A 13,161-nucleotide genomic window follows, 5' to 3' on the forward strand; every position below is an offset into this window, starting at 1 on the left:
CTCTCTTCCAGCGGATGCAGGCCATCGTCTTTCTCTCCCTTTCCTGCCTTCCCGCACCCTCTTCTTCACCACCTCGCCCTGTTTGAACACGGAAAGGGAACGATATCAGAGGTTATCTTTCTGTCAGGCACTGTTTGTTCGAAATAAAACATATTGTTTCGAATTTAATGAAACGTTACTTTATGAAACATAATGTTTCTCCCTCCACCCCCTGTTTCCTTCCTCTCTCGGAGAAGAATCCATGTCAGAAGCTCCCTGCCATATCGGCGTTTTTATCTCGGCCTCTTCTATAAATATTGAATTCAACGAAATCATTCGGAAGAGAAAAGAGTACTTTTATCGGGCAGATGAGGTCCTTGAAGACGCCATTGAGGTGGGAAAGAATTTTGAAAAACGAGGCGTTGAGATCATTATCGCCCGGCGGGGAACCAGCCAGCTTCTTCGGGAAAATCTGACAATCCCGGTCCTCAGCCTTCCTCAGTCTTCCCTCAGCATTATCAACGTTGTACATCAGGCCGCCAAAAGAATTCAGGACCGTGGACATGAAAAGATTCGTATCTTCATGCCCAACTTCCGCGCTGGAATAAGCGGGCTGGAAATCCTCAATAAACTGCTCCCCATCGAATTTCGCCAGGGTGTGTATCACGACACGGAAAGCCTGAAAGAACTGATATCCAGAGCCGCAGAAGAAGGATTTCAAGGGGTAATCGGCGGGACAGCCACGAAACGTTTTGCGGAAAGTCACAACCTTTTCTACCAGGAGCTGGTGACGACCCATGAGGAGATCATGGAAACCGTCGACAATGCCTGTTCCGTCACCATTGCCAACCGCCGGGAAAAAGTTGTCCGACTGCGTTATCAGACCGTGAACGATATGGTTGCCGAAGGCATCATCTCCATGAATGAGAAGAAAAAAATCATCACCCTGAACAAAAAGGCACGAAAGATCCTCAATCTCAAAGACCAGCTCGTTACCGGACAGAGTGCCTCTTCACTGTTTAAGGAGGGTCCCATTAAAAGAGCCATTTCCCGCAGAAACTCGGTGCAGGATCAAATTGAAAAAATTAACGGTGAGCTCTATGTCTTCAACCAGGAACCGGTTTTTTTTGCAGACCGAACGGCAGGGTTTGTCGCCACTTTTCGAGATGCCTCTGCGGTCATGAAGGCGGAAAACAAGGTTCGGCGAAAAATGTCCCGGGGCTTTGTCGCCCGTTATGAAAGAGATGATATTCTTCACCAAAGTCAGGTAATGGTCAAACTGGTTGAAAATATTAAAGAAATTTCCAGGACAAGCTCCACCGTACTCATTCAGGGAGAGACGGGAACCGGCAAGGAACTTGTCGCACAGAGCATCCACAACTGCAGCAGCAGAAAAAAAAATCCCTTCGTCACCATCAACTGTGGTGCCCTGCCTGAGTCTCTTCTTGAGAGTGAACTCTTTGGCTACGAGGAAGGGGCGTTCACCGGCTCCAAAAAAGGCGGGAAAGCAGGCCTCTTCGAACTTGCGCATAAGGGAACGCTGTTCCTGGATGAGATTGATTCAACGCCAAAACCTGTGCAGATCCGGCTTCTGCGGGTTCTCCAGGAAAAAGAAGTTATGCGCATCGGCGGGGACCACACCATTCCGATTGACGTCCGCATCATCACCGCCTCAGGCAGCGGTCTCTGGGAAGCCACCCAGAGAGGGACATTCAGAAGAGACCTCTTCTTCAGGCTGAATGTCCTGCGTATTACTATCCCCCCGCTGCGAAACAGGAGAGAGGATATTGCCCTCCTTTTCACCCATTTTCTCTACCAGCATGCCAATACCCACCACCTTATTATTCCGGGCCTGCCGCCGGAATACATGACCAGACTGCATGACTACAGGTGGCCCGGCAACGTCCGCCAGCTGAGAAACTTTGCCGAGCAGCTCCTTCTCAGCACCAGTTTCGGCAATCCCGTAGAGAACGTTGCCCTGCGGTTTTTGGAACTTGAAGCAATCATGGACATTCAGGATTCAAAAGATCTTCCGCCCGTACATCCAGCAAAACAAAAAGAGACTGAACAGTCTCCACTCTCTTTTTCACAGGAACCAATTGTCTCCTCCACGTCTGCAATGCTTCACCACCCGGAAAATGAAAAGGGAAAAATCCTCCAGGCTCTCCAGCAGTGCAGATACAACAGAGAGAAGACAGCCATCATGCTGGGAGTGAGCAGAACCACCCTGTGGAGAAAAATGAAAACCTGCGGAATCGACAGAGCATGATAAACAGGCGAAAAAAGACAAAGACAGAAAGGGAGACAGGAGAAGGGAGGCAGGAGAAAGGGAAAAGCGAAAAGACAAAGACTGGATGGTCAGCGAAACACGCGAAATACACGAAAGCTTCTTTAGGGTCCCTTGAATAATCTTGTATTTCGTTCATATTCGAGGCACAGGAGAAAATTTACCGGAGCTATATGTTTGATATTGCGAGGATAAATTTTTGACTGTAACGAAGAAGATGGGCGAAAGACTGATTATTCAAGGTTCCCTTTATATAAAATGCCCTTTTTCGCTGTGCCCTCTTTCACAAGAGCACCTTAAGCCGTTTCATCCCACAACGAATGTCATCAGGTTTTGTTGCCCTGCTTTTTCCTGCCTCCTGTCTCCCTTCTCCCGTCCCTGCCTTTGAATCCGCCAATACAAAATGTAAATGGTATTATACCATTTACATTTTATATTGACCAGAGAGCGCGACTGCGTGGACATCTTTTTTTGTGATTACGAATGAATAAGCAGGATGTAAAAAGAGCATAACTGAATAGAAATGGTCTAGAGCTTTTATTCGTTGGCAAAAAGTTTTTCGCTGTTCCGTCTTTTGCTTTTCCCTGTCTCCCGTCTCCTTTCTCCTGTCTCCTGTCTCCCATCCCCCTGCCTTTGAATTCGCCAATAGAAAGTGAAAATGGCATTTAGTACGGTCACAACTTAATAGGAATGGTATTATTCAAGGTACCCTTATATTCCGGACTGATAATTGCATCAATCAAGTGTCCAGTAAAAAACCGTTCACAGCAACCTCAACAGGAGGGAAAGATGCTCGAAAATCTCGAAGCCGGTTTTTTTATCATCATGCAATGGCAGAATATCCTCGCTATTGTCTGCGGCCTGTACATGGGATGCACTATTGGTGCGCTGCCTGGATTATCGCCTTCCATGGCGATCGCCCTGGCTGCCCCGTTTACCTTTGGGCTGCCCCCCGTCGCGGCAATTTCATTTCTGCTGGGAATTTACAAAGGCGGAGTCTACGGCGGATCCATCAGTGCCATTCTCCTCTGCACCCCGGGGACCCCGGAGGCCGCCGCCACCCTTTTTGACGGGTATCCTCTCTCCCAGCAGGGACGAGCGCGACATGCTCTTGATGCGGCACTCTATGCCTCTATCGGCGGGGACCTGATCGGAACCGTGATTCTGGTCACGGCAGCTCCTTTTGTCGCCCACTATGCGCTGAAGATAGGCCCGGCAGAAATGGTCCCGATGATCCTTCTTGCCATGACCATCATCATCACCACTCTCGGGCAGGAGAAAATCAGGGGATTTATCGCCGCCACACTCGGTGCAATCATTGCCCTCGTCGGTGTCGATCCGGTCCTTGGAAGCACCCGTCTCACGTTCAATAATTATGAACTCAGTGACGGGATTTCCCTCATCCCCTTCCTTGTCGGTCTCTTTGCCATCCCGGAAGTTATCGCCACACTGATCAACGCATGGAACGAACGCAGAAGCGGGAAAGAAAAAGAGATTAATCCCATTGAGATTCAGGGCGAACGCCTGAAACTTCGTGAGATCATTCCCTACACAAGAACCATCATTCAATCCGCCCTGGTCGGCTGCTGCCTCGGAGCACTTCCCGGGCTTGGCTCTACTGCTGCCGCCTTCACCTGCTACGGCCTTGCCAAGAAGACGTCCAAACACCCGGAAAAATTCGGCAAAGGGAGTATTGAAGGACTGCTTGCCTGTGAAACAGGGAATAACGGGACCTGCGGCCCCGCTCTGATTCCACTTCTCACCCTCGGAATCCCCGGCAGTTCTACCACAGCGGTTCTTTTCGGCGCCCTTTTAATCTACGGAATCATCCCCGGGCCTAAAATTTTTATTGATAACGGCCCCATGGTCTACGCCATCTTCATCGGCCTTCTCCTCGGCGGCTTCCTGCTTTACCCGGTGGCCACGTCGATCATCCGCTATGCCGCAAAAGGAATCTACAAGATAAACAAAGGGATTCTCTTCGGAGCTATCCTGCTGCTCTGTTTCACCGGTTCCTACGCGATACACAACAACATCATTGATGTCTATTCAATGGCTGCCGCAGGCGTTCTTTCCTGCATTCTCCGCTACTTTTCCATCCCGCTCGGGCCAACACTTATCGCCTTTATCCTTGAGCCTATCATGGAGCGGTCTTTCCGTCAGGCACTGATGATCTCAGGCAATCAATATGAAATATTTTTCACATCACCCATAGCTCTTGTGCTGTGGGGACTGGCAGCCGCGATTCTTCTCTGGGGACCTGTAAAGGCTCTGCTTGTTCATAAAAGAATCGCTGCATCTTAACAACACCTGTTTCCCGGAGGTATTTTCATGCACTTCAAAACTGGATATGGTTCAATACTTGCTCTCTCCTTCAGTCTCATCCTTGCCGGTACGCAATGTGCATTTGCAGGCTATCCTGAAAAACCAATCAAAGTCTATTATGGCTACTCGGCCGGGGGAACCTGCCACACTTCTCTGCAGCCACTGATGAAGGCCTTTGAAAAAGAGATCGGCACACCCGTAGTCCTCGTAGAAAAGAAAGGGGCAAGCGCCACTATCTGCGGCGGTGCCGTCTCCAAGGCAAAACCGGACGGATATACTCTCGGAGTTATCAAGGCAACGACAATAACCACCGCTCCGCATGTGCTCAAACTCCCCTATTCCCCCTCCACCGATCTTACGCACATCTATGCCTACGCCGGTCCCCCGTCCGGATTTGCCGTACGAGCAGATGCTCCGTGGAACAGCTGGAAAGAGTACACCGCCTACGCAAAAGAGAATCCCGGCAAAGTTGCATGGACAGCCGTGGGTACGACCGGAACACAGTTTCTGGTCATGAAATATATCGGTGAACAAGAGGGAATACAATGGAACGGGGTACCTGCCCAGGGGGGCTCCGCCGCGATGAAACTGGTTCTTGGCGGACAGGTCACCGGATATGCCGGTTCTGGAAGTCACATCCCGCAGATAAAATCTGGGAACGCACGGGAACTTCTTGATTTTGGGGACAAACCTTCATTTGAAGGAGTCCCGACAATTGCTGAAGAGGGCTATCCGCAATTGACCATTCATGGCGAACCCTACATTATTGTTGGCCCCAAAGAGCTTCCTGCGGATATTGAAAAACAGATTATCACCGCGCTGGAAAAAGCGTCTCAAGATCAGTTATATCTCAATATTGTTGAGAAACTTGATATGCAGCCTGCCAACCTGAGCGGAAAGCCTCTGGAGGAGATGCTTTCTTCCAGTGGTAAACTGGTGGATATGCTGCTCCAGTCTTCGAAACAGAAGTAATAGAGGAAAAAAGGAAGTTTAAGAAGTCCGGAATCTCTTTTTTAGCGAAGAGAGATTCCGGATCGGTTCAAGGCTTATCAGGGAGTTTACTATGATCCAACCGACAGGACGAGGAACATCTGAAATTATTGCCTCCACGCTGGCGTTTCTTCTCGGGATTTTATTTCTCTTCTACATCATCCCAACACAGATTGAGGATTACAGCACCACGCTTCCCAACGCGAGGACGTTCCCCTATGCCCTCGGCGGACTTTTTACTCTTCTCAGTATCTGCTGGACAGTCATCGCTGTTATTGACAGAAAATATCCGATGGGCGTGTCGATTGGAAACCTTTTTGCGGGAGTCATCACAGGGATACTCTTCTTTTTCATGACCACCGTCATGCAGGAACTCGGTTATCTGTTATGCGGGGCAGCCATGGTAACCATTACCATTCTCTTCATTGAAGGTATTCACCGCTGGAAAATGGCTCTTATTTCAGGCATCAGCATAACACTGCTGTTCTTTTTCTTTTTCAATAAATTACTCAATATAGAGTTACCTGCGGGCCTCTTTACTTTCTAAAGGCTGAAATAATGAAACATAAAATTCTCTACGGGTTCTGCATTCTCCTGTTTTTATCAGTTCTGCCAGCCATGGCAAAAACGGACACCTTTCCCTCCGGTTCTTTTACCTTTGTAACGGGGTTCGGAGTGGCGGGCAACTCTGATAGAATGGCACGCGTAATGGCACCGTTTTTCTCCCATGCAAGTGGTCAGCTTGCCGTCATCGATTCAAGGATCGGCGGTTCTGGAAACATGGCTGCGCACTATGTTCTGGAAAAACCGGCCGATGGGTACACGATTCTTGCTTCCAGCTTTTCTCCCTACATTGCACTCAACACCCTCCATAAAAACAGCGGGTATACCCTGGATGACCTTGCCTTCATCAATATTCAGTGGCAGGACAGTGAATTGATCGCCGCCCCCGCACATTCTCCATACAGATCCCTTGCAGACATTATCAACAGGCTCAGAAAAGAACCGGGATCGATAAGTGCCGCAGTCGTGAGAAATTCAACTGGCCATCTCCTGCTGAAGATGATCCAGAAGAAAGCGGGCCTGGCACCAGGAAGTATACATCTCGTTTTCTGCCACTCAGATGAGGTTGTCAGAAGAATGGCTCTGGGGAGTCAGGTGGATATCATTGCGGTCAGCTCCATGGGAACAGAATTTCTCGGCAAGATGCTTCATCCCATCGCCATCTCCTGCGAAAAAAGAGATCCGGCGTGGGACACCCCCACCGTAAAAGAAGCCCTTGCACCTCTTGGGCTCGAAATTCCACTTATCCCCGGTGTTCTGCGCGGATTCGCAGTGAGCGCGGATGTCAAAAGAAACTATCCGGAACACTTCGACACACTTGTTGAGATGTTCAGGCAGGCCACGCTGAATCCCAATGCGCAGAAACTTTTTCAGGAAATTCACATGGGAAAGCAATGGCTCGGGCCAGAAAAAAGTCAAAATCTTATGCTGAAAAACCAGAAAGAGATCGAAAAGTATAAAGAGCTCATTGGAGAGTGATACCATTCCTATTTTGTATTGGTGGATTCAAAGGCAGGGGGAGGAAAAGGGAGAAAGGAGACGGGAGACGGGAGACGGGGAAAGGCAAAAAGCGGTAAGACATTTTTTTACCGCGAAGAACGCGAAGGAAAGCGAACAGCGAAAAACTTTTTGCCAAAGGAAAGCTCTAATAATGCGAATAAAGGCGAAAAAGATTTAAGGACAAAGATTTTATTTAATTAAGGCGGGTAGGACAGGAGAAAGGGAAAAGCATTTGAGAATAAAAATTTAAAAATTAAACAGGGAATTGCTGTTGTTGTTCTCTCTTTACTCTTCGCGTTCTTCGCGGTGAAAGTCTTTGTCTTTTTTATATAAAAGCCCTTATTCGAATTATTCGAGCTGTTATTCGTTGGCAAAAAATCTTTTCGCTGTTCCGTCTTTTGCTTTTTCCCGTCTCCCGTCTCCCGTCTCCTTTCTCCTTTCTCCTTTCTCCTTTCTCCTTTCTTCCTTTTCTCTTCACCCTGCCTGTTTCATCCGAAAACAGGCTGAAAAGATATTGCTGTCATCCTGCCGTGCATAGCTGCAATGGTCAGTCATTTGAGTAACCAGATAAATTCCCAGCCCGCCGATCGGTCGTGAATCCACATCCTGCTCAAGCGCGGGGGCCTCAGTCTTCAGAGGGTTAAATGGCTGGCCATGGTCTCGCAGGGAAACACAGAACATATCATCAGGAACATCTTCAACTTTTTGCAACGAGCAACTGATATCGACAACCGCCTCAGGAGGCAGGCGGGAGTGATTGACAATGTTCAGGAAAATCTCTTCCACTACCAGCTCAAGTTTCGACCACAACAGCTCAGGCACCGTCAGTTCCCTCGCCCGCTGGCAGACAAAGGCTGTGACTTCTGCGAGGTTATCAAAATCGGCGGTAATGTTGAGATGAGCGTCAGTTTCTGACATCAGGCCCCGAATGCCTCTTCAACTGTAGCAGAAACGGTGAACATGGTTCCCAGACCGGACACTTGAAAGACTTCCTGAACCATTCCTTTCAGACCACAAAAATGCATGGTACACCCCGCCTTCCTGGCCTTCTTCGCCGAGGCAAGAATACTGCGCAGCCCTGCGGAGCTGATGTATTTGAGATCGGCAAGATCCACCACCACCTTTGTCTCTCCACCTTCCATAACCTGCAAAAAATCCTTTTCAAAAGTCGCAGCGCTTAACGCATCCAGACGGCCGCTCACCTGCAACAGGGTTCCTGATTCTCTTTTGTCACATATAATATCCATTTGTCGTTTCCTCATGATTCGCTGTTTGTGCCAAGGTATTGCATGGCAAGCATTGTTATATCGTCAGATTGCTCGGCTCCACCGGTAAAGTCTTTCAGAGCCCCATCAATGGTGCGGATGATCTGCTCGGCAGATTTCCCCTGACACTGATTCATTACATCCTCTAATCGTTCTTCAGAATAGAGCTCCTGCGTACTGTCCATGGCCTCGGTCACCCCATCCGTATAGATGAAGAGAGTATCCCCTGGAGACAAAGTCATGGATTTCGTAGTGTAGTGAGTATCTTCCATAACCCCGGCTACCAGCTCATTCAAAGGTGGAATCCACTCGACACCTTTTCTTTTTGTCATCAACAGTGGCGGATTATGTCCTGCGCTGGCATATCGAACCTTGCCTGTGCTGATCTCCATGACCGCCAGAAAGAGCGTTACAAACATACAGGCGTCATTATCCTCGGCAAGATCATTATTCACCCTGATTAATACCTCGCCAGGATCAAGTGTACGTTCGGCGACCACCTTCAACAGGGTTTTGGTCACGGCCATAAAGAAAGCCGCCGGGACACCTTTTCCAGAAACGTCACCAACCAGAAAACAAAAATGCGTCTCATCCACAAAGAAAAAGTCATAGAGGTCGCCGCCAACTTCTTTGGCTGGCTCTATGGACGCATAGATGTCGAACTCTTTGCGCTCAGGGAACGCAGGAAACAGCTTTGGCAGAATACTCATCTGTATATCGTGGGCAATGCGCAACTCAGACTCAATACGCTCCTTGGCCGCAGTGGTCTCTGTCAAGTTGGTGATGTAGTTCTTGATACTGTCCTGCATAGTCTGGAATGCGCTGGTCAATTCACCCACTTCATCTTTTGATGTCGTTACAGGCAGCTCAGCTTCCAGGTTGCCAGAAGCCATGTCGTGTGCAGAAACAGTAAGTTTTCGGAGAGGGCGGGTGATCCGGCTGGCAAGACAGGTAATAAGCAGCACCAGTACCACAAAACCAAGGATTCCCAATGTTGCCACCTCTCTGTTCAAACGAGAGACGTCTGCCATTATCTCTTTTTTGGGAAAAACGACGCCGATGGACCATTGCTGGTCTAAAAGTGGAGAGAAATACAGAAAGCTGTCGCCAATAACCGGCATATCCTTTAATTCCACCACATCGGACTCCCCTGCCACCATCCTGCGACCCACTTCTCGCAACTGCGGATGTTTCAACTTTTCCGCCCTCGTAAAGATAGTCTCATTCATGACGAGGTTTGCATCCGGGTGTGCAATGAAGGTCCCATAGCGGGAGAGCATGAAAACATATCCGGATTCCCGATCGCTGAGACCTGCGATAAGCTTTTGTACCCAGCTGAGAGAAATATCCGCAGTGACCACTCCCTTCAGCACCTTGTGCCCGTCTCTCATTCGGTAAAAGGGTACGGCATAGGTGGTCATCAGTTCAGAGTCCCCGACCTTGTCGTAATACGGTTCCGTCCAGACAGAACGCTCAAGTTCTCTCGGAAGCTGGTACCAGTCCATGTAAAAATACTGGTAATCCTTCCCGCCAAGCCTCTCGAAAAGAATATCGTTATTCGAACGGTAATGATATGGCGCGTAGTATTTGCTGTCACTTTGGAAGGCATACGGCTCAAAGGCAATGGCGGATCCAAAAATCTCGGGATTGTCGTTCAACACCATCCAGCCCAGGTCATTAACCTGTTTTGTCGTCAAGCCTGCATCTTCCAGGGAAAAAGAGATGGTATTCATCACTTTCTGGATGGCGTTGAAAACACCGGAAATGTTCTCGGCAGTATAATCCGCAAGCAGTGTTCCCCGTTCTTCAGCTAAAGAGACGATCATGCTCCGTGAAACGGTATAATTATAGCCAAGGATCGCCGTCAAGATCAATGTAGCGCCCACGAGTGTCAGTGAAGCAAGTCGAAATGCTATCCCGTGTAGTCTCATCGCAGAAGCTCTTTGTAAAAATCGTTATAGGGAATATCGGTCGTTATGACACCGGAACGCAGCAGTTCTCTTTGAGTGCTGTCGAAGTCAACAGGGTTGAGAACAGGAGTCAGCCGGGACTGCTTTCCGACCAGAATGATGTCTCGCATACGCGCCAGCATCCACGTCTGTTGAGCTCTGTTCGCCTGCACTTTCTGTTTTTTCATAATATCAAGAATGCTGTCAACAGTCTCATCGGGGTGAGCAAAGGCATACTCCCACCCCTGAACAGAGGCCTTAACCAGGGCGGCAGCACTCTCTGGTGCATTTTTCAGGGTGGAATCAAGGCAGTAGATGCCATCTTCCGGCTGGTTCAGATTGAGGTCACTGAAAAAAAAGGTCGTCATCTCATCCGGGTTCAAACCATAGGCGATAAGGCGATGGTATTCGTTGTACCACATGGCAAGAGTCGCATCGAGTCCGCCGCGCATGAACAGTTCGAAGGACGGGGATTGGCGGACAAAGGTTACGTGCAATTTTTCTCGGAGAAAAAGAGCTTCAGGCTGCAATTGGAAGGTATCGCCCCAGGTACCTATCCTCGCCCCGTCCAGGTCGTTGATCGTTTTTATGCCGGAGGCTTTACGCACCACAAGCATAAGGGCGGAACGTTGTACGATCTGGGCGATATTGACCAGTGGGGCACCTTGCGACCACCGTTGCATGGCCGTGGAGAGAAAAGCGGTGCCAAACTCGGCTTCACCTGAGATCACTCGATCTAAAGAATTGCTGTCGGCGTCGCCGTGGAGGATTTCCACATTCAGCCCATTTGCGGCGTAAAAACCTTTCTTCTTTGCCATGTAGTATCCGGCGAACTGCGTCTGTGGATACCATTGCAGAGCCAGACGGACAGTTTTCCCCTCAGCAGCGGCAGCAGGACTGACAAAGAAACAAATCATCAGTAACAGCAGGAGCGAACACACCCTGCTGCTCCCGTGCTTTTCTCTCGATGGATGTTGGGTATTGTATAGATTCATTTGTAATGTAGTAAAATGTAGTATATAGTAGAACGTTATAAGGATACTTTTACTCAAAGAATACTATCTTAAACGGTTGTATTTATAAATAATACCATTTACATTTTGTATTAACCAGAGAACGAGTAAAGATAGAACAACAGTAATTCTCTGTTTAATTTTAAATTTTTTTGCCTTTATTCGCATGTTTAGAGCTTTCCTTTGGCAAAAAGTTTTTCGCTGTTCCGTCTTTTGCTTTTCCCTGTCTCCCGTCTCCTTTCTCCTTTCTCCTTTCTCCTGTCTCCCATCCCCCTGCCTTTGAATTCGCCAATAGAAAGTGAAAATGGCATTGAGTACGGTCACAACTTAATAGGAATGGTATAAAACATGCATAATGAAAATTGAAAGCAAAAGGAACCTGTAATCCAATACGGGTTATCCTGGAAAATCTTTGATGTATGTCTTCATCTTCTTGCCCCTGACAGCCCTTTGAGGCTCTCCTTCTTCTATGGAAAAGGCAACGTTTTTCAGGCCGTGATTGACAAACTGTTCCTGGACCTTCTCTCTGATCTCGCGGTTGGCAGCATCAGAATCGGCGTCTTTTAAATATTGCACCCGCATGACCAGCGTCTCGGGATCTAACTGGATAAACTGGAAGATGGAGAGCCCTTCAATATCACAAACCGCGTTCAGAAAGACAATGGGAGAGAGACGGACGGTAGTTTTTTCACCCGTGAATACGGGCATATCGTCGGTCCTTCCCAGAATATCAACGTAAGGGAACGGCAGTCCGCATCCGCACGGTGCTTCATGGAGGATAACGCAGTCATCTACCTGATAACGAATAATGGGTTGTACCGCGTTCATCAGGTTGGTAACGAGAATAGCGTCGGACATGGTGCCAGGCGGCACGGGGTTGCCATCCCTGTCGATGGGCTCGACAATGATCCAGTCAGAATTGAGATGCATCTGCCCGTGATCACAGAGGATGGCAACCTCGCCCCCCTCGGTACTGCAGAAGACGTTGCCCACCGGGCAGGAGAATCGGTCTTCAATCAAGAGTCGTGTCTCATCTGTAAGCTGTTCCGCGCTGCACAGGATGACTTTTGGCGTGATATTCAGTCTCCCTTCCTGCTGCTCGCCAGCAAGAACCTGTAAAAACGAGGGGTAGCCGGTGATGACTTCAGGCTGGAAGTTGTTGAGGCGTGCAACCATCTCTTCAACCGGTTCTCCGATGGACAGCAGCTCCATGGTACCGGTGATACCTTCTTTTTCCAGCGCCGTCCTGCGTTTTTCAAAGGCGGTGACGGCGGCATGGTGACCACCGGTGCCAAGAATGCTGGCGAATTTTGTCTTCTTCTCCAGTATCTCTGGAAAATTCTTGAGCAAAGGGCTGTTGTAGAGGCGATCCTGGAGGAGTGCACCGTTGATATTGATGTGGCGACTGTCACGCAGCATGCGCAGTGGTTCACCAGTAGTACCGGAGGTGGTGGAAACGCTGTATTTGTCCATGAACAGGTGGCCCAGGCTTCCCATATCGCGAATAAATGTCACCAGCGCCTCTTCGGAAAACTCAGGGTCGGTGACCCAGTCCTGCATGCAGGCGGTCAACTCCTGTTTACTGACGGGCGGCAGATCCGCAAGAGACGGGTTGTCCGGTAGACCTGCATATTTTTTCTGATAGAAAGGAGAGTTCTCACGGGCATGGGCAACGATGGCGGTCAGTCGCTCCTTCTGCAGCGCGGCGATGGCCTCGCGGGATAAAGAGTTGGCATCGTGCACCAGTTTAAGTGCTTCCTGGGGACTGACGGTTTTCATGGTGATCCTCA

At 49.0% G+C, this 13,161-nt stretch carries 10 protein-coding genes; 5 read left to right on the forward strand and 5 right to left on the reverse strand.

The genetic code is table 11. The features are described from left to right. Positions 1-241 precede the first annotated feature (241 nt). The 5 genes from JWG39_RS03520 to JWG39_RS03540 all read left to right on the forward strand — a co-directional run bounded on the left by JWG39_RS03520 (position 242) and on the right by JWG39_RS03540 (position 7,123). Entirely contained in the window at positions 242-2,248 is a 2,007-nt protein-coding gene (locus JWG39_RS03520; RefSeq protein WP_205217973.1) for a sigma 54-interacting transcriptional regulator, read from the forward strand. Between the two features lie 807 nt (positions 2,249-3,055). Then, complete coding sequence (locus JWG39_RS03525) at positions 3,056-4,570, forward strand: tripartite tricarboxylate transporter permease (RefSeq protein WP_205217974.1); 1,515 nt, start codon at positions 3,056-3,058, stop codon at positions 4,568-4,570. A 27-nt stretch (positions 4,571-4,597) separates the two neighbouring features. Continuing rightward, positions 4,598-5,563 (forward strand): Bug family tripartite tricarboxylate transporter substrate binding protein, encoded by a 966-nt coding sequence (locus JWG39_RS03530; RefSeq protein WP_205217975.1) that lies wholly within the window; start codon positions 4,598-4,600, stop codon positions 5,561-5,563. Positions 5,564-5,654: 91 nt separating this feature from the next. Continuing rightward, positions 5,655-6,128: a tripartite tricarboxylate transporter TctB family protein gene (locus tag JWG39_RS03535; RefSeq protein ID WP_205217976.1), complete on the forward strand. Its 474-nt coding sequence runs from the start codon at positions 5,655-5,657 to the stop codon at positions 6,126-6,128. Positions 6,129-6,139: 11 nt separating this feature from the next. Beyond that, the gene (locus tag JWG39_RS03540; RefSeq protein WP_205217977.1) at positions 6,140-7,123 is read left to right on the forward strand and encodes a tripartite tricarboxylate transporter substrate-binding protein; all 984 of its coding nucleotides are present in this window, start codon (positions 6,140-6,142) and stop codon (positions 7,121-7,123) included. Positions 7,124-7,618: 495 nt separating this feature from the next. Here the strand turns inward: JWG39_RS03540 and JWG39_RS03545 are convergent, their stop codons facing one another. The 5 genes from JWG39_RS03545 to JWG39_RS03565 all read right to left on the reverse strand — a co-directional run bounded on the left by JWG39_RS03545 (position 7,619) and on the right by JWG39_RS03565 (position 13,150). Then, positions 7,619-8,062, reverse strand: a complete 444-nt coding sequence (locus JWG39_RS03545) for an ATP-binding protein (protein WP_205217978.1) — start codon at positions 8,060-8,062, stop codon at positions 7,619-7,621. Continuing rightward, a complete protein-coding gene (locus JWG39_RS03550) occupies positions 8,062-8,391 on the reverse strand; it encodes an STAS domain-containing protein (protein WP_205217979.1) in 330 nt (109 codons plus the stop codon). Before JWG39_RS03550 ends, JWG39_RS03545 begins: the two co-directional genes overlap by 1 nt. An 11-nt stretch (positions 8,392-8,402) precedes the next feature. After that, positions 8,403-10,340 (reverse strand): SpoIIE family protein phosphatase, encoded by a 1,938-nt coding sequence (locus JWG39_RS03555; RefSeq protein ID WP_205217980.1) that lies wholly within the window; start codon positions 10,338-10,340, stop codon positions 8,403-8,405. Continuing rightward, entirely contained in the window at positions 10,337-11,275 is a 939-nt protein-coding gene (locus JWG39_RS03560; RefSeq protein WP_205217981.1) for an ABC transporter substrate-binding protein, read from the reverse strand. Before JWG39_RS03560 ends, JWG39_RS03555 begins: the two co-directional genes overlap by 4 nt. 492 nt (positions 11,276-11,767) lie before the next feature. Next, positions 11,768-13,150: a phenylacetate--CoA ligase family protein gene (locus tag JWG39_RS03565; protein WP_205217982.1), complete on the reverse strand. Its 1,383-nt coding sequence runs from the start codon at positions 13,148-13,150 to the stop codon at positions 11,768-11,770. Between the last annotated feature and the right edge of the window lie 11 nt (positions 13,151-13,161).

The sequence above is a fragment of the Desulforhopalus vacuolatus genome, from assembly GCF_016918505.1.
Lineage (GTDB): Bacteria > Desulfobacterota > Desulfobulbia > Desulfobulbales > Desulfocapsaceae > Desulforhopalus > Desulforhopalus vacuolatus.

Excerpts from the sequence above, each read along its gene's own strand:
- JWG39_RS03520 (WP_205217973.1), top strand. The coding sequence starts at position 242 with ATGTCAGAAGCTCCCTGCCATATCGGCGTTTTTATCTCGGCCTCTTCT.
- JWG39_RS03560 (WP_205217981.1), bottom strand. The coding sequence starts at position 11,275 with ATGATTTGTTTCTTTGTCAGTCCTGCTGCCGCTGCTGAGGGGAAAACT.
- JWG39_RS03540 (WP_205217977.1), top strand. The coding sequence starts at position 6,140 with ATGAAACATAAAATTCTCTACGGGTTCTGCATTCTCCTGTTTTTATCA.
- JWG39_RS03530 (WP_205217975.1), top strand. The coding sequence starts at position 4,598 with ATGCACTTCAAAACTGGATATGGTTCAATACTTGCTCTCTCCTTCAGT.
- JWG39_RS03565 (WP_205217982.1), bottom strand. The coding sequence starts at position 13,150 with ATGAAAACCGTCAGTCCCCAGGAAGCACTTAAACTGGTGCACGATGCC.
- JWG39_RS03550 (WP_205217979.1), bottom strand. The coding sequence starts at position 8,391 with ATGGATATTATATGTGACAAAAGAGAATCAGGAACCCTGTTGCAGGTG.
- JWG39_RS03535 (WP_205217976.1), top strand. The coding sequence starts at position 5,655 with ATGATCCAACCGACAGGACGAGGAACATCTGAAATTATTGCCTCCACG.
- JWG39_RS03555 (WP_205217980.1), bottom strand. The coding sequence starts at position 10,340 with ATGAGACTACACGGGATAGCATTTCGACTTGCTTCACTGACACTCGTG.
- JWG39_RS03545 (WP_205217978.1), bottom strand. The coding sequence starts at position 8,062 with ATGTCAGAAACTGACGCTCATCTCAACATTACCGCCGATTTTGATAAC.
- JWG39_RS03525 (WP_205217974.1), top strand. The coding sequence starts at position 3,056 with ATGCTCGAAAATCTCGAAGCCGGTTTTTTTATCATCATGCAATGGCAG.